General features: G+C 61.0%; 18 protein-coding genes. 11 read left to right on the top strand and 7 right to left on the bottom strand.

Translation table 11 applies throughout. From position 1 onward, the window contains the following. The first annotated feature begins 91 nt into the window (after positions 1-91). The gene (locus BN32_RS09930) at positions 92-346 is read left to right on the top strand and encodes a DUF6894 family protein (protein WP_019198028.1); all 255 of its coding nucleotides are present in this window, start codon (positions 92-94) and stop codon (positions 344-346) included. Here the strand turns inward: BN32_RS09930 and BN32_RS09925 are convergent. Beyond that, positions 300-1,253: a LysR family transcriptional regulator gene (locus BN32_RS09925; RefSeq protein WP_019198027.1), complete on the bottom strand. Its 954-nt coding sequence runs from the start codon at positions 1,251-1,253 to the stop codon at positions 300-302. The two genes, BN32_RS09930 and BN32_RS09925, sit on opposite strands and share 47 nt — an antisense overlap. A 111-nt stretch (positions 1,254-1,364) precedes the next feature. Here BN32_RS09925 and BN32_RS09920 point away from each other — a divergent pair, with 111 nt between their 5' ends. The 6 genes from BN32_RS09920 to BN32_RS09895 all read left to right on the top strand — a co-directional run bounded on the left by BN32_RS09920 (position 1,365) and on the right by BN32_RS09895 (position 6,917). Further along, positions 1,365-2,189, top strand: coding sequence for a putative hydro-lyase (locus BN32_RS09920; RefSeq protein WP_019198026.1), 825 nt, complete (start codon positions 1,365-1,367; stop codon positions 2,187-2,189). 64 nt (positions 2,190-2,253) lie between these two features. After that, positions 2,254-3,504, top strand: coding sequence for an ABC transporter substrate-binding protein (locus BN32_RS09915; protein ID WP_019198025.1), 1,251 nt, complete (start codon positions 2,254-2,256; stop codon positions 3,502-3,504). Between the two features lie 99 nt (positions 3,505-3,603). Continuing rightward, positions 3,604-4,482, top strand: coding sequence for a branched-chain amino acid ABC transporter permease (locus tag BN32_RS09910; protein WP_019198024.1), 879 nt, complete (start codon positions 3,604-3,606; stop codon positions 4,480-4,482). Beyond that, positions 4,482-5,489, top strand: coding sequence for a branched-chain amino acid ABC transporter permease (locus tag BN32_RS09905; protein ID WP_019198023.1), 1,008 nt, complete (start codon positions 4,482-4,484; stop codon positions 5,487-5,489). Before BN32_RS09910 ends, BN32_RS09905 begins: the two co-directional genes overlap by 1 nt. Beyond that, positions 5,486-6,220: an ABC transporter ATP-binding protein gene (locus tag BN32_RS09900; protein ID WP_019198022.1), complete on the top strand. Its 735-nt coding sequence runs from the start codon at positions 5,486-5,488 to the stop codon at positions 6,218-6,220. Before BN32_RS09905 ends, BN32_RS09900 begins: the two co-directional genes overlap by 4 nt. Continuing rightward, positions 6,210-6,917 (top strand): ABC transporter ATP-binding protein, encoded by a 708-nt coding sequence (locus tag BN32_RS09895; protein WP_019198021.1) that lies wholly within the window; start codon positions 6,210-6,212, stop codon positions 6,915-6,917. The genes BN32_RS09900 and BN32_RS09895 overlap by 11 nt, the downstream gene beginning before the upstream one ends. On the opposite strand, the gene BN32_RS09890 is transcribed toward BN32_RS09895, so the two are convergent. From BN32_RS09890 to BN32_RS09870, 5 genes are all read right to left on the bottom strand, one after another. Continuing rightward, a complete protein-coding gene (locus BN32_RS09890; RefSeq protein WP_019198020.1) occupies positions 6,906-7,697 on the bottom strand; it encodes an alpha/beta fold hydrolase in 792 nt (263 codons plus the stop codon). The genes BN32_RS09895 and BN32_RS09890 overlap by 12 nt on opposite strands. A 3-nt stretch (positions 7,698-7,700) precedes the next feature. After that, positions 7,701-8,996 (bottom strand): O-acetylhomoserine aminocarboxypropyltransferase, encoded by a 1,296-nt coding sequence (locus BN32_RS09885; protein ID WP_019198019.1) that lies wholly within the window; start codon positions 8,994-8,996, stop codon positions 7,701-7,703. A gap of 110 nt (positions 8,997-9,106) precedes the next feature. Next, on the bottom strand, positions 9,107-10,531 hold the full coding sequence (locus BN32_RS09880) for an amidase (protein ID WP_019198018.1): 1,425 nt from the start codon (positions 10,529-10,531) through the stop codon (positions 9,107-9,109). A gap of 126 nt (positions 10,532-10,657) precedes the next feature. Next, the gene (locus tag BN32_RS09875) at positions 10,658-11,884 is read right to left on the bottom strand and encodes an ABC transporter substrate-binding protein (protein ID WP_019198017.1); all 1,227 of its coding nucleotides are present in this window, start codon (positions 11,882-11,884) and stop codon (positions 10,658-10,660) included. Between the two features lie 49 nt (positions 11,885-11,933). Beyond that, positions 11,934-12,806 (bottom strand): SDR family oxidoreductase, encoded by an 873-nt coding sequence (locus tag BN32_RS09870; RefSeq protein ID WP_019198016.1) that lies wholly within the window; start codon positions 12,804-12,806, stop codon positions 11,934-11,936. 110 nt (positions 12,807-12,916) lie between these two features. Here BN32_RS09870 and BN32_RS09865 point away from each other — a divergent pair, with 110 nt between their 5' ends. From BN32_RS09865 to BN32_RS09850, 4 genes are all read left to right on the top strand, one after another. Beyond that, positions 12,917-13,729: a crotonase/enoyl-CoA hydratase family protein gene (locus BN32_RS09865; RefSeq protein WP_019198015.1), complete on the top strand. Its 813-nt coding sequence runs from the start codon at positions 12,917-12,919 to the stop codon at positions 13,727-13,729. Positions 13,730-13,741: 12 nt separating this feature from the next. Continuing rightward, positions 13,742-15,289, top strand: a complete 1,548-nt coding sequence (locus tag BN32_RS09860) for an acyl-CoA synthetase (protein WP_019198014.1) — start codon at positions 13,742-13,744, stop codon at positions 15,287-15,289. A 174-nt stretch (positions 15,290-15,463) separates the two neighbouring features. After that, positions 15,464-18,277, top strand: coding sequence for a phosphoenolpyruvate carboxylase (ppc, locus tag BN32_RS09855; protein WP_019198013.1), 2,814 nt, complete (start codon positions 15,464-15,466; stop codon positions 18,275-18,277). Positions 18,278-18,301: 24 nt separating this feature from the next. Further along, positions 18,302-19,090, top strand: a complete 789-nt coding sequence (locus BN32_RS09850) for a crotonase/enoyl-CoA hydratase family protein (RefSeq protein ID WP_019198012.1) — start codon at positions 18,302-18,304, stop codon at positions 19,088-19,090. Positions 19,091-19,196: 106 nt separating this feature from the next. Here the strand turns inward: BN32_RS09850 and BN32_RS09845 are convergent, their stop codons facing one another. Next, a complete protein-coding gene (locus tag BN32_RS09845) occupies positions 19,197-20,117 on the bottom strand; it encodes an SDR family NAD(P)-dependent oxidoreductase (RefSeq protein ID WP_019198011.1) in 921 nt (306 codons plus the stop codon). Positions 20,118-20,135: the final 18 nt, after the last annotated feature.

The raw sequence follows: 20,135 nt of genomic DNA, 5'->3' as shown, positions 1-20,135 counted from the left end.
CCTCAGATGGCTCGCCGAGATCAACTCATATCGCCGCGCCGAAATGCAGGTCGCCCTTGTGGGTTTGCGGTGTCAGCCCTAGATTTCAGGTATGCCCCGCTATTTCTTCAACACCCGAATCGGCGAGACGCTTATTCCGGACCCTGAGGGCGCAGAATTGCGCGATCCCGATCACGCCTGGCGTGTGGCGCGTGCAACCATCCGGCAGATTCTCCAGGAGGAAGGCAAGGAGCCCAGTCTCTTGTCGGCATCTCTCGAGGTTACCGACGCTGCCGGTGAGATCGTGCTCGAATTCCCGTTTACGGAAGCGCTAGAGGTGCCGGACGAGCCGCCGTCGCAGCACTGATGTCATGCGCGATACCCGTATCGTCGTCGCCTTGTGCGAGCTTCACGGCAAGATCTGCAACCAGTTCAGCGGCCAGCGTATCGGGCGATGCAAGCCAGCTCGCGGCAAATGTCAGTGTGGGGACCTGAAGATCGGTGGACAGCAGCTGGAGCTGGCCTTCCGCCAGCTCGCGTTCCACGATCGCGGTCGGGACCACTGCGACTCCGATGCCGTCGGTCGCCATCCGGATCACGGTCGCAAGGGAGGCACTTGCGTGCAGCCGTGTCGAGGGCAGGTCGGGCCGGTTGAACAGCGACCGCACGATTTCATAGGGCTGCGTCTTGCGCGCGAACGTGATGATCGCGAAGCGCGCGAGGTCGTGAACCGTCAATACGCCACTGCCAAGTCCGAGCGAAGGGCTGGCGACAAAGGAAATCGGATAGTCGCATAGCACGCGGTTGCGCACATTCGGGAACGACAGTGGTCCCTGACAAAAGGCGAGGTCGATTTCCTGCGCGAGAAGGCGCGCGCGCAGATTGGGCGTGATGTCGACTTCAACTTCCAGCGAGAGATTGGGATGCGTGCTGGCGACGCGCTCGATCAGTTTCGGCAGCCAGGTGTGCACGATGGTTTCGGAAACACCGAGACGGAGAACGCCACGCATCGCCGTGCGATCCATCACCGCAGCCAGCATTTCCGAACGCAGTCCGATCAGCTTCTCCGCGTATTGCATCATCTGCCGTCCGCTTGGTGTGGGCATGACGGAACGGCTGTCGCGCTGCAGCAGCTTTACGCCCACCTCGGCTTCAAGCTGGGAGATGCGCTGTGAGATGGCAGGCTGGGTCGTGTTAAGTTTGCGCGCCGCGCCGCCAAAGCTACCGAGCGTCACCACCCAGAGAAATGTCTCGATCGATTTGAAGTCCACCATGCCGTAGCCCCACACCTATTAGTCCAGCTTATCGTTTCTTATAAGAAAACGCGACTAGACTTTATCGTGGGGCAATGATCCACTCTTTTTGACGAGAAATGGAGGGGTCCTATGCTCTCGGCGGCCGAACAGTTGTCTCGATCGGTTCATAGTCCCGGCGCGGGTCTGCCAAGCCGGGACGCGCGGCTCGCCTATCGCTCCGGCAGGGTTGATGTCACCGCAGGTGTTGCGCCTGGTTACGTTCAGGGCAACCTCGCCATTGTGCCCGAAGATCTCGCGGCATCGTTTCATCGCTTCTGCCAGCTCAATCCCAAGCCGTGCCCCATTATCGGCATGTCCGATGTCGGCGATCCACGCATTCCTGCGCTCGGCATCGACCTCGATATCCGCACGGATGTACCGCGCTATCGGGTCTGGCGCGATGGGCAATTGAGTGAAGAGCCCACCGACATCATGGCGCACTGGCGGGACGACCTTGTCGCTTTCGTCATCGGCTGTTCGTTTTCGTTCGAGGAAGCGCTGATCGCGGACGGGTTGAAAATTCGCCATATCGAAGAGAAGCGCAACGTCCCGATGTACCGCACGAACATCCCCTGCGCGTCTGCGGGGCCGTTCGAAGGGCCGATGGTGGTGTCGATGCGCCCGTTCAAGCCCAAAGAGGCGATCCGCGCAATCCAGATCACAACACGATTCCCGGCGGTGCACGGCGCGCCGGTGCACATCGATAAGCCAGAACTGATCGGCATCAAGGATATTGCGAAGCCTGACTATGGCGACGCAGTGAGCATTCAGCCTGACGAAATGCCGGTATTTTGGGCGTGCGGAGTCACGCCGCAATCGGTCATCCTGCAATCGCGGCCGGCTTTCGCGATCACCCACGCGCCGGGCTTCATGCTGGTGACGGACGTTCGCAATTCGCAATTTTCAATCCAGTGAGTTTCCAGATCAGCCGCAAAGCCTTGCCAGACAAGAGGCTGCGTCAAACCAGGGAGTATTGTCGATGAATCGCCGTGAAGTACTGTTGTCCGGTGTCGCAATGTCGCTCGCCGGAACTCTCGGAACGCGCGCATTTGCGCAAGCCGGCAAGGAAATCCTGATCGGCTGCATCTGGCCGCTGACGGGACCGACGGCGCAGATCGGCGCGGACGCACGCCATGCGCTGGAAACCGCGGCCGATATCGTCAACAACGCACATGATCTCGATTTGCCGACCGCAAAGAACGCCGGGCTTGCTGGCCTCGGAGGCGCCAAGATCAAGCTGGTCTTTGCCGATCATCAGGGCGATCCGCAGAAGGGCCGTGCGGAAGCCGAGCGCCTGATCACCCAGGACAAGGTGGTCGCCATCTGCGGTGCGTTCCATTCGTCCGTATCGGCGACGGTCAGCGCGTCCTGCGAACGCTACGGCATTCCCTATGTTGCTGCGGACTCTTCGTCGCCGAGCCTGCATCGCCGCGGCCTGAAGTTTTTCTTCCGCCCCGCAGCCCACGACGAGATGTTCTCGCTCGCCATGTTCGAGTTCATGGATGCGCTAAAGAAGAAGGGCAAGAAGATCGATAGCGTCGGGCTGTTCTTCGAGGATACGATTTTTGGAACCGACTCGTCCAACGTTCAGCGCAAGCTGGCGCAGGATCGCGGCTACAAGGTTGCTGTCGACATCAAGTACCGCGCCAGTTCGCCCTCGCTGACCGCTGAAGTGCAGCAGATCAAGAGCGCCAATCCGGACGTGTTGCTGCCGTCGAGTTACACCACCGACACTATTCTTCTGATGAAGACGATGGATGAGCTCGGCTACAAGCCGAATAACATTCTGGCGCAAGCGGCGGGCTTCTCCGACAAGGCGACGTTCGATGCGGTAGGAGACAAGCTCAACGGCATGATTTCGCGTGCCAGCTTCTCGCTAGATCTTGCGGCCAAGCGTCCGTCGGTCGGCAAGGTCAATGACATGTTCAAGGCGCGCGCCAACCGCGACCTGAATGACAACACCTCGCGGCAGCTGACCTCCATTCTGGTTCTCGCCGACGCCATTGACCGGGCGAAATCCAGCGAAGGCGACAAGATCCGCGCGGCACTTGCGGCCACTGATACGCCCGGCGAGAAGACGATCATGCCGTGGAAGCGCATCAAGTTTACCCCAGAGGGGCAGAACGACGATGCCGATCCGGTGCTGTTGCAGTATCTTGGCGGCAAGTTCGTCACCGTCTATCCGGCGCAGGCCGCAATCGCCGAGCCGAAATGGCCGATGAATGGCTGAGACATACGGGCGTTGTCATTACTGGCAGCGCCCTTTTTCTCGAACGTCCACTTAGTGCAGGCGACGGACAGCGCCCCCTTTTTACGGAATGATTGCACAGTGACAACGCAGGCCTTTCTACAGGTGATCGCGAGTGGCCTCTTGCTGGGGCTGATATACGCGTTGATTGCTGTCGGTCTTTCGCTGATCTTCGGCTTGATGGACGTGGTGAATTTCGCCCATGGCGAGTTCCTGATGCTCGCGATGTATGCGACCTTCGGGTTGGTGCTCGCAACGACACTCGACCCGGTCGTGCTCTTGCCGTTAGTGGTGGCGCTGATGTTCGTACTGGGCGTATCGGTCTATGCCGGCATCATTCGTTACGCGATGCGCGCCAAGGCCAATCCCGGCATGGTGCAGATTTTCGCGACCTTCGGTCTCGCGCTGCTGATCCAGGGCCTCGCACAGTACTTTTTCACACCGGATTATCGCAACATCGCCAATACATGGCTTGGCGGCAAGACGCTCAACCTTGGCGGTGTGTTTCTGCCGTGGCCGCAGATTTTCGGAGGAGCCGTCTCACTGGCGGTGTTCGCAGGATTGTATTGGCTGATCACCCGCACCGATTTCGGCAAGGCGCTCGAGGCGACGCGCGAGGATCAGGGCGCGGTGGCGCTGGTAGGCATTGACCGCAACCGCGTGTTCGCACTCGGCTGGGGGCTTGGCGCCGCGCTGGTGGGGATCGCAGGGGCGGTGCTGGCGATTTTCTATTATATCCATCCGCAGGTCGGCGGCACCTTTGCGTTGATCGCTTACGTGACGGTCGCGCTCGGCGGCTTCGGCAGCATTTTCGGCGCGCTGGTCGCAGGCGTGATCGTCGGGCTGGTAGAGGCGCTGACCACGCTGATCCTGCCGGCGTCGCTGAAATCCGTCGGCGTGTACTCACTCTACCTTCTGGTGTTGTTCGTCAGGCCGAGCGGCCTGTTCGGGAGGCTGTGATGACCCAGAGCGCTGCCGCCTCATCGATGTCTGCGTTCGTCGCCAGCCGACGGCGGCAGCTTATCACCGCGTTCGTCGTGTTTGCACTGATTGCGCTGGTGCCGCGGTTTGTCAGTGACGTTTACATGATGAACGTGCTGATCCTGACATTGCTATTCGCGGCTCTTTCTCAGAGCTGGAATCTGCTCGGCGGTTACTGCGGTCAGGTGTCCCTGGGGCACGCGCTGTATTTCGGGATTGGTGCATACGCGACCAGCATTCTGTATGTGAAGTTCGGTATCACGCCCTGGGGCGGACTTCTTGCGGGCGGGATTATTGCCGCCCTGATCGCGCTGGCGCTGGGTTATCCGTGCTTCCGTCTCAAGGGACACTATTTTTCGATCGCAACGATCGTTATCGCCGAAATCGGTTTGTTGCTCTTCCACAACTGGGACTATGCAGGCGCCGCGCTCGGCATTCAGTGGCCGTTTACGCCGGACTCGTGGTGGACGTTGCAGTTTGCGCGCGACAAGGCGCCGTATTTCTACTTCGCGCTCGGCCTGTTCGCCGTCACCTGGCTGGTCACGTTCTCCATTGTCGAATCGAAGTGGGGCTATTGGTGGCGGGCGGTGAAGGACAGCGCGGAGGCAGCGGAGAGCCTCGGCGTCACGATCTTCCATTCCAAGATGGCGGCGGCTGCGATCTCGGCGTTCTTCACGGCCGTCGGTGGCGGGTTCTACGCGGCGTTCGTGTCGTATATCGATCCGGACAGCGTCATGCACTTCCGCTTCTCGCTATTGATGGCGCTGCCAGCGGTGCTAGGCGGCGTCGGCTCGCTGTGGGGGCCGGCGATCGGCGCGTTGATCCTGATTCCGCTGGCCGAACTGACGCGTTCGTATCTCGGAGGCTCGGGCTCCGGCCTCGATCTCGTGATCTACGGCGCCCTTATCATGATCGTGTCGCTAACCCGGCCTGAGGGAATTCTCAGCATCATCAAGCCTGCGATCAAACGCGAGGCGACGGCATGACCGACAAGCCGCTCGTCAGTTGCCGCAGCGTGACGCGCCGTTTCGATGGCCTCGTTGCAAATGATTCCATCGATCTCGATGTCAAGCGCGGCGAAATTCTTGGTCTCATTGGGCCGAACGGCGCGGGCAAGTCGACGCTGTTCAACCTGATCGCAGGCGCGTTTCCGGTGTCCTTCGGCGTTATCGAATTTGACGGACGGGATATCACGCCGCTGCCCGCAGCCGATCGCTGTGATCTCGGTATCGCGCGGACCTATCAGGTGCCTCGCTCGTTCGATTCCATGTCGGTGGTTGAGAACGTCACGGTCGGGGCGTTCGTGCGTCATCCCGGCGTTCTGCAGGCCCGCGCGAAGGCGCTCGATGTTCTTGACTATGTCGGCCTCGCGGCGCATGCCGATGCGTCTGCAGCCGACCTGACACCGCCGCAGAAGCGGCGGCTCGAAGTGGCGCGTGCATTGGCGACCGAGCCGAAGCTGCTGCTGCTCGATGAAGTGCTGACCGGTCTTACGCCGAGCGAAGCGGCGGCGGGCGTCGATCTGATCCGCAAGGTGAGGGAGACCGGCGTCACCGTCGTGATGGTCGAGCATGTGATGGAAGTGGTGATGCCGCTGGTGGACCGGGCCGTGGTGCTGCACCTCGGGAAGGTCTTGGCGGAGGGGTCGCCGAAGGAAGTCGTGCGCGACGAGAAGGTGATCGCGGCCTATCTGGGAGATCGTCACCGTGTTGCTTGATGTCGCGAATCTCACCACGGCCTATCGCGGCCTGATCGCGATCTCGGATATTTCGATCAATGTCGATTCCGGCGAGATCGTCACTGTCGCGGGAGCGAACGGCGCGGGTAAATCTACATTGCTGAAATCGATCGCCGGGATGGAGAAGCCGAAATCCGGTTCAGTGAATTTCGTCGGCGAGCGGATCGATACCATTCCGGCGCATCTTATCACTGCGCGGGGGCTGGCCTTCGTACCGGAAAACAAGCGGCTGTTTCCGCGCCTTAGCGTCGCAGATAATCTGCGGCTCGGTAGTTATCTGCATCGCGGCAGCCCGGATCGCGACAGTTCGCTTGAGTTCGTGTTCAAGTTGTTTCCGCGCCTCGAAGAACGTTTATCGCAGCGTGCGGCCACGCTGTCCGGCGGCGAGCAGCAGATGTTGGCGATTGCCCGCGCGCTCATGACAAGGCCGCGCCTGTTGATGCTGGACGAGCCCTCGCAGGGCATCATGCCAAAGCTGGTCGATGAGATTTTCCGGGCGGTTCAGCAGATCCGCGCCAACGGCGTGACTGTCTTGTTAGTCGAACAGCGCCTGTCCGAAAGTCTGGAGATTTCCGATCGTGCGTATGTACTGCAAACCGGCAAGGTGGTGATGAGCGGCCCGGCGGCCGACATCAAGTCCAATCCGGAAGTGCGGCGGATCTATCTAGGCATGTGAAGCGATCAGTGCTTTCAGGACATCGTCCGGCCGTTCTGCTGTCAGCATGTGGCCTGCGCCCGGTAGCACCACTGGCGTCGATCCCGCAATCGCGGCGGCAAGTTGTTTGCCCGATTTGAGCGGCGTCATCATGTCGCGTTCGCCAAGAATGAGCGTGGTCGGCGCCGTGACCTTTATTGCCGCACCGAGAGCATCCTTGTAGTCGTTGCAGGCAGCGAGATCGTTATGAAGCGCACCGGGCCTTCCGCGTTCGAGCACGCGCTGTCCGCCGCCCATCATCCACAGGCCCGGCGCCTGCGAGCCGCCGAGGCCTGCAGCGAACCCGAAGCCCCAGATCGACACCATGTCGATGGCGTCGTGGTTATTATTCTTCGCGGCGTTGAGCAGGTCAGGGGACACGGGCATCGCCCCGCCGACGCCGATCAATGAGAGTGCGGAAATCCTGTCGGGATAGCGCGCCGCGGCGTCCAGCGCGATCAGTGATCCCATTGAATGGCCGACAAGACCGGCCTTCTTCGCGCCGGCCGCGTCAATCAGCTTGATCGTCCAGTCCGCCATGGCTGCGATGGATGGAATGGGCTGTCCCTTGGACCGGCCGTGCCCCGGAAGATCCGGTGCCAGCACGCTGTAGCCGTGATGGGAAAACCATCGGCTGAACAGCGCCCACATCGAATGATCGAAACCGGCGCCGTGCAGGAAAACAACCAGCGGAAGTTCGGGGGTGAGAGGTTTACCGCCGGTCGTTGCGAAGACCTCGGCACCGTCCACAGTCAGAATCATGTCTCAAGCTTTCTGCGAAAAGCGAAGCGCCTGGCCGAGATCGCCGATGATATCCTCGGCGGCTTCGATGCCGATGGAGAGCCGGATCAGTTCTTCGCCGATGCCCGCGACCTTCAACTGCTCGGCGTTCATCTGTTGATGCGTGGTGCTGGCGGGATGGATGACCAGCGTCTTGGCGTCCCCGACATTGGCAACATGGCTGACCAGTTTGAGCGATTCGATGAACTTGCGTCCGGCATCGCGTCCGCCCTTGATGCCGAAGGTGATGATCGAGCCTGCTCCGCGCGGCAGCAGTTGTTTCGCCAGCGCATGGTCAGGGTGGCTATCGAGCGAAGGATGCAGCACCCACTCGACGGCCTTGTTCGCGGTGAGGAAAGCCAGCACGGCAGTGGCGTTCTCGACGTGACGCTGCATGCGGACATGCAGCGTCTCCGCGCCTTGCAGGATCTGGAATGCATTGGTGGGTGAAATGCAGGCGCCGAAATCGCGCAGGCCTTCGGCGCGGGCGCGCATGATGAAGGCCTGCGGCCCGAATTCTTCACTGAAGACGATGCCGTGATAGCCCGCATAGGGTGTGGTCAGCGTCGGGAACTTGCCGGATTTCTCCCAGTCGAAGTGTCCGCCATCGACGATGACGCCACCAATGGCAATGCCGTGACCGCCGATCCACTTGGTGATCGAGTTCATCACGATATCCGCGCCCATTTCGATCGGGCGGGCGAGGTAGGGGGTTGCGAAGGTGTTGTCGATCAAAAGCGGGATGCCGGCGTCGTGCGCGATCTTCGCAACAGCGGGAATATCGAGCACTTCGAGGCCGGGATTGCCGATGGTCTCGCCGATCACGAGCTTGGTGTTTGGCTTGATCGCCGCGCGGATGCCGTCGAGGTCGCGCGGCTTGACGAAAGTCGTGGTGATGCCGAAGCGAGGAAGCGTGTGGGTCAGGAGGTTGATGGTGCCGCCATAAAGCGAGGCCGAGGCCACGATGTGATCGCCGGCGCCGAGAAGTGTCACGATGGCCAGATGCATCGCCGCCATACCACTCGCGGTGCAGACCGCGCCGACGCCGTTCTCCAGCGCGGCGAGGCGTTCCTCAAGCACCGCAATGGTCGGATTGGAAATGCGGGTGTAGATGTGGCCGGCGCGTTCCAGATTGAACAGCGCGGCCGCATGGTCCGCGTCCTGAAACACGTAAGACGTCGTCTGATGGATCGGAACGGCTCGCGAGCCGGTGACCGGATCGGGATGCTGGCCAGCATGCAGGCTGAGCGTGTCGAACGCGGGTGGTTTTGGCGCTGCCATCTAGTGTCTCTGTTTGTTCACGCGCATTTTGGTCGTAGCGCCGGTGCTTACTCTTACGGAGCACGCGCTGCGGGTGAAGTATGTTTCACGCGGAGCCGTTGATTGCAAGATCACTTCCCCGGCCGCGGATCGATCGGGGTGAGGGCTCCCAGTCCAAGGACGGTTTCAAGCAGTTTTCCGCCCGCCAGCACGCGGGCCTCGCCGCGTGGTGCCGCGACGATTTGCAACCCGACCGGCAGTCCTTCGCGGGTGAATCCACAGGGAATCGACATCGCGGGACAGCAGGCAATCGTGATCGCCGAGACGATGGCGAGCCAGCCGACATAGTTATCGAACTTAACGCCGTTGCATTCGGCGAGATAACGCTGCTCGACCGGAAATGGTGCAACGATGGTGGTCGGGCACAGCAGCAGATCGTAGGTTTCGAAGAAGGCGAGGGCGCGGTTCATCAGTGTGACGCGTTGGGCTTCGGCGCGCTCGATATCGGCCAGCGTCAGCTTGAGGCCTTCCTCGATGTTCCAGATTACTTCCGGCTTCAACTGGTCGCGATGCGATTTAAGCAGCTTGCCCTTGGTCAGCACATAGTCGTAGGCCCGCAGCACATGGGCGCATGCGACCGCCTCGCTGAAATCCGGGTGGGCTTCCTCGACGATGACGTCGGCTTCAGCAAACCGCTGTGCGGCCTTACGTGTGATCTCGGCAACCTCCGGATCTACCGGCGAAATCCCGAGATCGGCGGAGTAGGCGATGCGCTTCGGCTTCGCTCCCGAGCGGGCGGCGGCGAGAAAGGAGGTCGGCAACCGGGGTAGCGACAACGCGTCGCCCGGATGCTCGCCGGACATGGCGTCCAGCATCAGCGCGAGATCTTCCACGTTGCGGGCCATGGGTCCGTCGGCGCTGAGCGTCCGGTCGATCTTCGCAGCTTGGGAATGCGCGACCCGGCCGATGCTAGGCCGCATGCCGACCACGCCGCAGAAGCTGGCCGGATTGCGCAGCGATCCGCCCACATCGGTGCCATGGGCGAGCCACGCCGTGCCGGTTGCGAGCGCGGCCGCAGCGCCACCGGATGATCCCGATGCCGAGCGTGACAGATTCCACGGGTTGAGCGTCGCGCCGAAGACCTCGTTGAAGGTCTGGGCGCCGGCGCCGAATTCCGGCGTATTGGATTTGGCGTAAATCACTGCGCCATTCGCCTCGAGATTTTCGACGACGATGTTGGACTTTGTCGCGATGCTGTCCTTGAAGATCGGCGAGCCCTGCGTGGTGAGCACGCCCGCGACGTCGGTCAGATCCTTGATTGGCACTGGCATACCGGCGAGGAGGCCGCGCTCGCTGGCGGGCTTCTTCATCAGCCTGTCGGCATGGGCGCGGGCCCGGTCGAAGCAGAGCGTGGGCAGGGCGTTGACCTGACCGTCGACTTTCTGAATTCGGGTTTCCAGCGCGTCGAGCAGATCGTGGGGTGTAATGTCGTTTTTGCGCAGCCGTTCGACAATGTCGCAGGCCGTCGCCCGCACGAGTTCTTCACTGGATCCCACGAAATCGCCTCCCGTTTATTGGTTTCTTGGGGCCAATATAACGGGAGGCGTTCGAATGGCGAGGCGAAATTAACCGATATTCGCCCCGCTCAACTCAAGTCACATCAGCGCAAAGCGCATGGTGTCTTAGCGCTCGCCGCCGGCTTCGCCATCAAGGACGCCGCCGAACAGCTCCCAGCGCTCGCCCTTGAATCGCATCAATTGCAACTGCTCGATGGGCGAGAAGTCCGTGGTGCTGGTGCTGATCAAGACGCCGGGCAGCAAGCCACCTTGCTGGAGCGCCTTGATGCTGGCGGCCTGCTTCATGACGTTGGCGCGGGTGAGATCGTCGCCGCATTGTTTCAGCACCGCGGCCATGGTCTGCGCCATGTTGTAGCCGGTGAGGACGGAACTGTCCGCGACATTGGTCTCAGGCACATATTTGGCGTGAAACGCCTTGAATTCTTTCATGCCGGGATCGCTGGTCCACTGCGGATCGGATGCATCCTTGGCGTAGGCGGCGGAAATGACGCCCTGGGCGTTATCGAAACCCGCGGGCTTCATGACCGTCGCCGTCGATGCGCTGACGTTGGCGATGATCATCGTGGGCTTCCAGCCGAGTTCGCCGACCTTCTTGATGGTCTGCGCGCCGAACTTGGGCGTCGTGAAAATGACGAGGACGTCGGGGTTCAGCGACTTCAGCTTGACGATGTGGGAATCGATGGTTGGCTCCGAAAGCTCGTAGCTTTCTTCCGCCACGATCATGGACTTCTTGGCGCCGAGACCGTCCTGAATGCCCTTCAGGTAGTCCTTGCCGAAATCGTCGTTCTGATAGAGCACGGCGATCTTGGCATCGGGTTTCTCCTTGAGGAGATACTTCGCATAGATGCGGCCTTCGCTCTGATAGCTTGGCAGCCAGCCCATGGTCCACGGGAACGCCTTTGGATCGTTCCACTTGGTCGCGCCCGTCGCGAGGAAGAGGTGCGGCGTCTTTTTTGCATTCATGTATTTCTGAATTGCGGAGTTCGAAGGCGTGCCGAGCGCGCCGAACACCAGCAGCACTTCGTCGCTTTCGACCAACTTGCGGGTCTGCTCGACCGCTTTCGGCGGGCTGTAGGCGTCGTCATAGGAAATGAAGTTGACCTTGCGTCCGTTGATGCCGCCTTCATCATTGATCTTCTTGAAGTAGCCTTCCATCGCCTTGCCGACGACGCCATAGGCGGAAGCGGGGCCGCTGTACGGAATGATGTTGCCGATCTTGATTTCGGTATCGGTTGCGCCGGTATCGTATTTTTTCTGGGCCATGGCGCTTCCGATTGCTGCGACCAGTAATCCTGCTGCAACGGCGACGCTTAGCGGTTTCATCAAACGCATTCAGTTTCTCCCTGTTTTGATTTTTTGTGAGAATGGACGCGGCAAGCGCCTAAACGCGCTTCGCCTTGTCCTTCTCGTTTTGCGCCATGATGGCGTCGCGTGCTGCGCTCCAATCGGAATCCTTCCAGTCGCGCAATTGGTAGAAGTTGCCGCCCATGGCCAGCGCCTGCGCACCATCCATCGCGATGGTTTCGCCATTGATCCAGTCGCAGCCGCCGGAAATCAAAAATGTCGCAAGGTTCTCAAGTTCGCTCATGTGACCAACGCGGCCCATCGGATTCATGGCAATCGTGCGGGCGCCGGCTTCGTCGCCAGGCTTGATGCGCTTGCTCATGCCTTCCGTTGGAATTTCGCCAGGGGCAATGGTGTTGAGCCGGATGCCGTAACGGCCCCATTCGGCAGCGAGCGACATAGTCATGGCATGGATCGCTGACTTGCTCATGGCTGAAGGAACCACGTAGGGGCTCCCATTGCGTACCCATGTCACCGTGATGGAGACGACATTGCCGCAGTGACCACCAGCGATCCAGCGCTTGCCGACTGCATGCGTGACATAGAACGTTCCGTGCATCACGATGTTGGCGACTGCATCGAAGCCGCGCGGCGAAAGATCCTGCGTTCGTGAAATGAAATTTCCGGCCGCGTTATTGATGAGGTCGGTGAGGGGCCCGTCCTTGAATACTTCCTCGATCATCGCACCGACGGCGGCGGAATCGCGAATGTCGACGCCATGCGCCGTGACCTTGCCGCCGTGCAATTTCATCAATTCGGCGGCGGTCTCCTCGCAAACGCCTTTGCGGCGGCCGCAGATGTGGATTTCCGCGCCGAGGCTGAGAAACTTCGCCGCCATGGCCTTGCCGAGACCGGTGCCGCCGCCGGTCACGAGGATTTTGCGGCCTGCGAGAAGACGATCTGTGAACATGGTGCAATCCTGCCCTGATGGAATTTGTTGATTAGTTAGTTGATTAATTAAAACAGGGTGGGCTAACTCTGTAAAGAGAAGAGATCAAAAACAATCAGGGAGAGAATGCCATGTCCACCACCAGCGATCGCATTACGGTTTCGATGTCGGAGGGGGTGGCCGACGTTCGCCTGGTCCGCGCTGACAAGATGAACGCGCTGGATGCGGCAATGTTCAATGCGCTGGTCGACACGGCGGCAAGGCTCAAGAATGAAAAGGGGCTGCGCGCGGTTGTGCTGTCCGGCGAAGGCCGCGCGTTTTGCGCAGGTCTCGATATGGGGCGCTTTGCCGCAATGGGTGACGGTGGCAGCGATCTGCGTGATCGCGCCAAGCGTACGCACGGCCTCACCAACCATTCGCAGCAGGCAGTCTGGGGCTGGCGGCAATTGCCTGTGCCCGTAATCGCGGCCGTTCACGGCGTTGCGTTCGGCGGCGGCTTCCAGCTCGCGCTCGGCGCTGACATGCGGTTCCTCGCGCCGGACGCGCGCATGTCGATCATGGAAATCAAATGGGGACTGGTACCCGATATGGCGGGAACACCCATTCTAGCCAGTCTGGTTCGCGACGATATCCTGCGCGATCTGACGTTCACCGGCCGGATTTTCTCCGCGCAGGAGGCCATGAGCTACGGCCTTGCGACGCGGATCTGCGACGATCCCCGTTCGGTTGCGCTGGAAACCGCGCGCGACATCGCCGGCAAGAGCCCGGATGCCATCCGCGCCATCAAGCGGATGCTGAACAGCCTGTCGACCAGCAATCCCGGACCGGCGCTGCTGGCGGAATCGGTCGAGCAAATGAAGCTCATGGGATCGCCCAACCAGACCGAGGCGGTGCGCGCCAACATCGAAAAGCGTGCGCCGAAATTTGCTGATGGCTCGAATTAAGCGGGCCCAGGGATGTCAGCTTCGGTTGAACGTGCGACGGGAATCGTCAGCGGTGACCGCCGCAAAACGCGCGATGAGGTCAACGAGCGGGCGCGCCTGATTGCGGGCGGGCTCGCGGCGCTTGGCGTCAAGCAGGGCGATAGCGCGGGAATCCTGATGCGCAACGACATTGCGTTTCTGGAGTCGGCTTATGCCGTGATGTCGCTCGGAGCCTATGCGGTTCCGATCAACTGGCATTTCAAGTCGGACGAAGTCGCCTATGTCATGGGCGATTCCGGCGCACGCGCGCTGATCGGTCATGCCGGTCTGCTCCACGGGCTCGATGGCGTGGTTTCCGCTGACGTCACCATGCTCAGTCTGCCGGCTCCGCCGGAAATCGTCGCGGCCAACCGGATTGATCCCGCGCTTTCCTTGGCTGCGCGTGGCACCATCGATTTCGACACCTGGCTCGCAGAACAAAGGCCATACGACGGGCCCGCTCTGCCGCAGCCGCAAAACATGATCTATACGTCCGGGACCACCGGACATCCCAAAGGCGTCAAGCGCTATGCGCCCACACCGGAGCAAAGCGCATCAATGGAAGCGATGCGTGCGCTTATTTACGGGCTAAAACCCGGTATTCGCGCGCTGCTCCCGGGTCCGCTGTATCACTCAGCGCCCAATGCGTTCGGCCTGCGCGCCGGACGGCTCTGTGATCTGTTGGTGATCATGCCACGTTTCGACGCCGAAGAGTTCTTGCGGATCATCGATCAGCAGAAGATCGATAACGTCTTTATGGTGCCGACGATGTTCACGCGGCTCCTGAAGCTGCCTGAGCACGTGCGCAAGTCCTACGACGTCTCATCGCTGCGCCACATTATCCATGCTGCCGCGCCGTGCCCGGCCGACGTCAAGCGGGCGATGATCGAGTGGTTCGGTCCGGTGATTTATGAATTTTACGGCAGCACCGAATCCGGAGCGGTCACGTTCGCCAGTTCAGAAGATGCGCTGAAGAAACCCGGCACGGTGGGCAAGATCTCGCCCGGCGCAGAACTGCGGTTCATCGGCGACGACGGACGGATTTTGCCGCAGGGTGAGATCGGCGAAATCTACTCGCGCATCGCGGCCAACCCGGACTTTACCTATCACAACAAGCCCGAGAAGCGCGCCGAGATCGATCGCGATGGTTTCATCACCAGCGGCGATGTCGGTTACATCGATGCCGACGGTTATGTGTTCATCTGTGACCGCAAGCGCGACATGGTGATCTCTGGTGGCGTCAACATTTATCCGGCCGAGATCGAGGCCGTGCTGCATGGGTTTTCCGGCGTGCAGGACTGCGCCGTGTTCGGCATTCCCGACGAAGAGTTCGGCGAGGCGCTGATGGCGGTGGTCGAACCCCAGCCGGGAGCAAGGCTCGATGTCGCCTCGATTCGCGAACAGCTCAAGCTTTCGCTGGCCGGCTACAAGGTGCCCAAGCACATCGACGTTCAGAAAAATCTTCCGCGTGAGGATTCTGGCAAGATTTTCAAGCGGCGGCTGCGCGATCCGTACTGGGAACGAGCCGGACGAAATATCTAGCGTATTTTCAGGCGAAACGGTTGCCGTTTCTTGCGAGAAGCATGCGGCATCACAAGACTCTTGCCGGACCTGTTGACTAAAATTCACCGGACAAGAGCATTCCTGTGCTTGCGCCATTGTGCAAAAATTGCGACTGGAGGAGCACCGGTCATTCTTCGCGCAAATGGATCATCCATGTCGTCCGAGGCATTCTCGTCCAGAACCCGTGACACCCGGCTCCGGGATGGCGATGTTTCGTTATCCGATGACGATGCGCTGCTGCGCGCCGACATCCGGCGGCTTGGGCGTATTCTCGGCGATACGGTGCGCGATCAGGAGGGGGCTGACGTCTTCGATCTGGTCGAGCGCATCCGGCAAACCTCGATCCGTTTCCATCGCGATGACGACAAGCCGGCGCGCCGCGAACTCGAGACCATTCTCGACGGCATGTCGATTGCCGAAACCGTCCGCATCGTGCGTGCGTTCAGTTATTTTTCGCATCTTGCCAATATCGCCGAAGACCAAAACAACATCCGCCAGCGGCGGGCGCAGGATATGGCGGGAACTGCTTCGCGTCCCGGGACGCTGTCGCGTGCATTGACACGTGCAAAGGATGCCGGGATCAACGCCGATGCGCTGCGGGCTTTCTTTGCAAAGGCTCAGGTCAGTCCGGTTCTGACCGCGCATCCGACTGAAGTCCGCCGTAAGAGCACGATCGACCGCGAAATGGAAATTGCGGAGGTGCTCAACATCCGCGAGCGCACCCAGATGACCGCCGACGAAATCGTGGCGAGCGATGAACAGCTGCGCCGCGCCGTGGTCACGCTGTGGCAGACCAATCTGCTGCGCCGGACCAAGCTGACGGTGCTGGACGAGGTCGCCAACGGCCTGTCGTTCTACGACTATACGTTCCTGCGCGAGGTGCCGCGGCTGCATTGTTCACTGGAGGACCGGCTGGCTGAGGAGGGCGGCAGCGCTGCCGATGCACAGGATGCACCAGAGCTTGCGACGTTCCTCAAGATGGGAAGCTGGATCGGCGGGGACCGCGACGGCAATCCCTTTGTCACCGCCGAGGTGATGCGCGGGACACTGCAGATGCAGAGCACGCGCGTGCTTCGTTTCTATCTCGCCGAATTGCACGAGCTTGGCGGTGAGCTGTCGCTGGCTACTCATCTCGCAGACGTGTCGCCTGAGTTGCGCGCGCTGGCGCAGCAGTCGCCTGACCCGTCGCCGCACCGGAGCGGTGAACCTTACCGGCTGGCGGTGTCCGGCATTTACGCGCGCCTGGCGGCGACTGCACTAAAGCTCAAGATCGAGACCAGCCGGCCTCCGGTGGGAAATGCCGAGGCTTATGCCGGTCCGGACGAACTGGCGCGTGACCTCGACGTGCTGCATGCCTCGCTGGTGGCCAATAATTCGCTGGTGATCGCACGGGGACGGCTGCGGCACCTGCGCCGCGCGGTGGATTGTTTCGGATTCCATCTCGCCGCACTCGATATGCGGCAAAATTCTGCCGTGCATGAGCGCACGCTTGCGGAGCTCTTTGAGGCGGTAGCGCCCGGCACGAACTATCGGGAATTGCCGGAGGATGCGCGGATCGCATTGTTGTCCCGCGAACTGACTACTGCGCGTCCATTGGCGTCGCCATTCGTTGCTTATGGTGAGGAGACGATCAAGGAGCTTGCCGTGTTGCGTGCAGCGGCAGAAGCGCATGCGACGTTCGGCGGCGCAGTCATCCCTCAATGCATCATCTCGATGACCGAGGGCGCGTCTGATCTGCTTGAGGTCGCGGTGCTGCTGAAGGAGGCGGGACTGGTCGCTCCGGATGGCACCGGCCGCCTCAACATCGTTCCGCTGTTCGAGACCATCGATGACTTGCGGCAGTGCGCGCAAATCATGGACAGCCTTTTCGCGCTGCCGGAGTACCGCCGCCTCGTTGACAGTCGCGGCAGCGTTCAGGAAGTGATGCTCGGTTATTCGGACAGCAACAAGGATGGCGGTTTCGTCACGTCGGGTTGGGAACTGTATAAGGCCGAGATCAGCCTGATTGAAGTGTTCGAGCGCCATGGCGTGCGTTTGCGCCTGTTCCACGGCCGCGGCGGGTCGGTCGGTCGCGGCGGCGGGCCCAGCTACGATGCGATTCTGGCGCAACCGGGCGGGGCGGTGAACGGACAGATCCGCATCACCGAACAGGGCGAAATCATCTCCAGCAAGTACTCCAACGCCGATGTCGGTCGCCATAATCTTGAAATTCTTGCGGCTGCGACGCTGGAAGCCAGTCTGTTGCAACCGAAGCATTCCGCGCCGCGCGACGAATACATCGCCGCGATGGAGGAGCTCTCCAACCTTGCTTATGCGGCCTATCGCAACCTTGTTTATGAAACGGAGGGTTTCGAGGACTACTTCTGGGCGTCTACCGTCATTTCGGAAATCTCGACGCTCAATATCGGCAGCCGTCCGGCCTCGCGCACCAAGACCCGCAAGATCGAAGACCTGCGTGCGATCCCCTGGGTGTTCAGTTGGGCGCAATGCCGCCTCATGCTCCCAGGATGGTATGGCTTCGGTAGCGCGGTCGATGCGTGGGTCAAACAGCATCCGGACAAGGGCATCGCGTTCCTTCAGGAGCTTTACCGCGAGTGGCCGTTCTTTCAAACGCTGCTGTCGAACATGGACATGGTGCTGTCAAAGAGCAGCATCGCCATCGCGTCGCGTTATGCGGACCTTGTCCCGGATGAGAAGCTGCGCAGCACCATCTTCGGCCGCATTCGCACCGAGTGGCATGACTCCATCGAAACGCTGCTGACGATCATGGGTCACGACCGACTGTTGCAGGGAAATCCTCTCCTCGAACGCTCGATCCGCAACCGCTTTCCCTATCTCGACCCGCTCAATCACGTGCAGGTTGAACTGCTCCAGGCGCATCGGGCGCTAAGCACCGACGAACAGGTGCTGCGCGGCATTCAGCTTACCATCAACGGTATTTCGGCGGGGCTGCGCAACAGCGGCTGACAATCAAAACAACGGGAGGTATCGATGACCGAGACTGACACCATTCTTGTCGAGCACGAAGGTCCCGTTACCATCGTTTCCATCAACCGGCCGGAGCGCAAGAACGCCGTCGATGGCGCAACAGCGCGCCGCCTGTTCGATGCCTTCCGCGCCTTCGATGCCGATCCGAATTCTTCCGTTGCGGTGTTCACCGGGACCGGCGGCGCGTTCTGCGCGGGGGCCGATCTGAAAACCGTTGCGCTCGGCGATCGCGAGAAGAAACGCGAGCTTGGCGGTCACGACAGCATCGCGCCGATGGGGCCGAGCCGTCTGCGCCTCAGCAAACCGGTGATCGCGGCGGTCGAAGGCCATGCTGTGGCCGGCGGGATGGAGCTGGCGCTGTGGGCGGACATGCGCGTAGTGGGTGAAGGCGCGACCTTCGGCATTTTCTGTCGCCGCTTCGGCGTGCCGTTGATCGATCTCGGCACCATTCGCCTGCCGCGGCTGATCGGGCACTCGCGTGCGATGGATCTGATTCTCACGGGACGTCCAGTGGATGCGAGGGAGGCGTTCGATATCGGGATCGCGAACCGCCTTGTGCCGAAGGGCGAGGCGCGGGTGCATGCCATCGCGCTGGCGCGGGAGCTGTCGCGCTTTCCGCAAGGCTGCCTGCGCAACGACAAGCGCTCGGCGCTGCGCCAATGGGATCTCGAAGAAGAGGACGCGATCAACGACGAGATGCAGGGTGGTCTCGGCATCATCGCATCTGGCGAAACGCTTGAAGGAGCCACACGCTTCGCCAGCGGACAGGGGCGGCATGGGTCCTTTAAATAGAGATTAGACTATCGTCATTGCGAGCGAAGCAATCCAGAACGATTAAAGAGGTCTGGATTGCTTCGTCGCAAGCGTTCCTCGCAATGACGATGGATAGAACTGCGCCTTAGATCGCGTCCCACGAGAAGATGTCGGCGGAACGGTCGAGCTTGTAGAATGACGACTTCAGCGCGGGCATGCCGTGTTCGGCAATGGTCTGCGGTGTCCAGCCTTCGGCGCGGTGGATCGAACGCAATGGGCGCGACTGACCCATCAGGAAGATTTCGTTCATGCGGACCGCGAAGATCTGCCCGGTCACGTCCTTGGCGGCGTCGCCCAGCAGGAACGTGGACAGCGGCGCGATCTTCTCCGGTCCCATCTGCTGCATGCGGGCCACGCGGGCCTTCTCTTCCTCGGTCTCGGTTGGAATGGTGCCGATCAGGCGGCTCCACGCGAACGGAGATACGCAGTTGGAGCGCACGTTGAAGCGCTCCATGTCAAGTGCGATCGACTTCGACAGGCCGACGATGCCGAGCTTTGCGGCGGCGTAATTCGCCTGGCCGAAATTTCCGATCAGGCCGGAGGTTGAAGTGAAGTGCACGAACGCGCCGCTCTCCTGCTCACGGAAAATACGGGCGGCGGCGTGCGAGGTGTAGAATGAACCCATCAGGTGGACCTTGATGACCGACTCGAACGCCTCGACGCTCATGCGATGGAAGATCGCGTCGCGCAGGATGCCGGCGTTGTTCACGACGCCGTCCAGCTTGCCGTAGGTGTCGACGGCCTGCTTGATGATCTTGCTGGCGGGGATGGCTTCGGCAACCGTTTCGAAGTTGGCGACGGCCGTGCCGCCGCGCTTCTTGATTTCCTCGACGACCTCCTCGGCGGGTGCAGCATTGGTGCCCGATCCGTCGGCAGCAACGCCGGGATCGTTGACCACGACCTTGGCGCCCTCGGCGGCTGCGAGGAGCGCGATCTCGCGGCCGATGCCGCGGCCCGCGCCGGTGACGATGATGACCTTGCCGTCCAGCGATTTCTTGTTCGACATGATTTAGCTCCTGTTTTT

The sequence above is a fragment of the Afipia birgiae 34632 genome (assembly GCF_000308295.2).
GTDB classification, from domain to species: domain Bacteria; phylum Pseudomonadota; class Alphaproteobacteria; order Rhizobiales; family Xanthobacteraceae; genus Afipia; species Afipia birgiae.
This window is presented reverse-complemented; position numbering and strand designations above follow the sequence as displayed.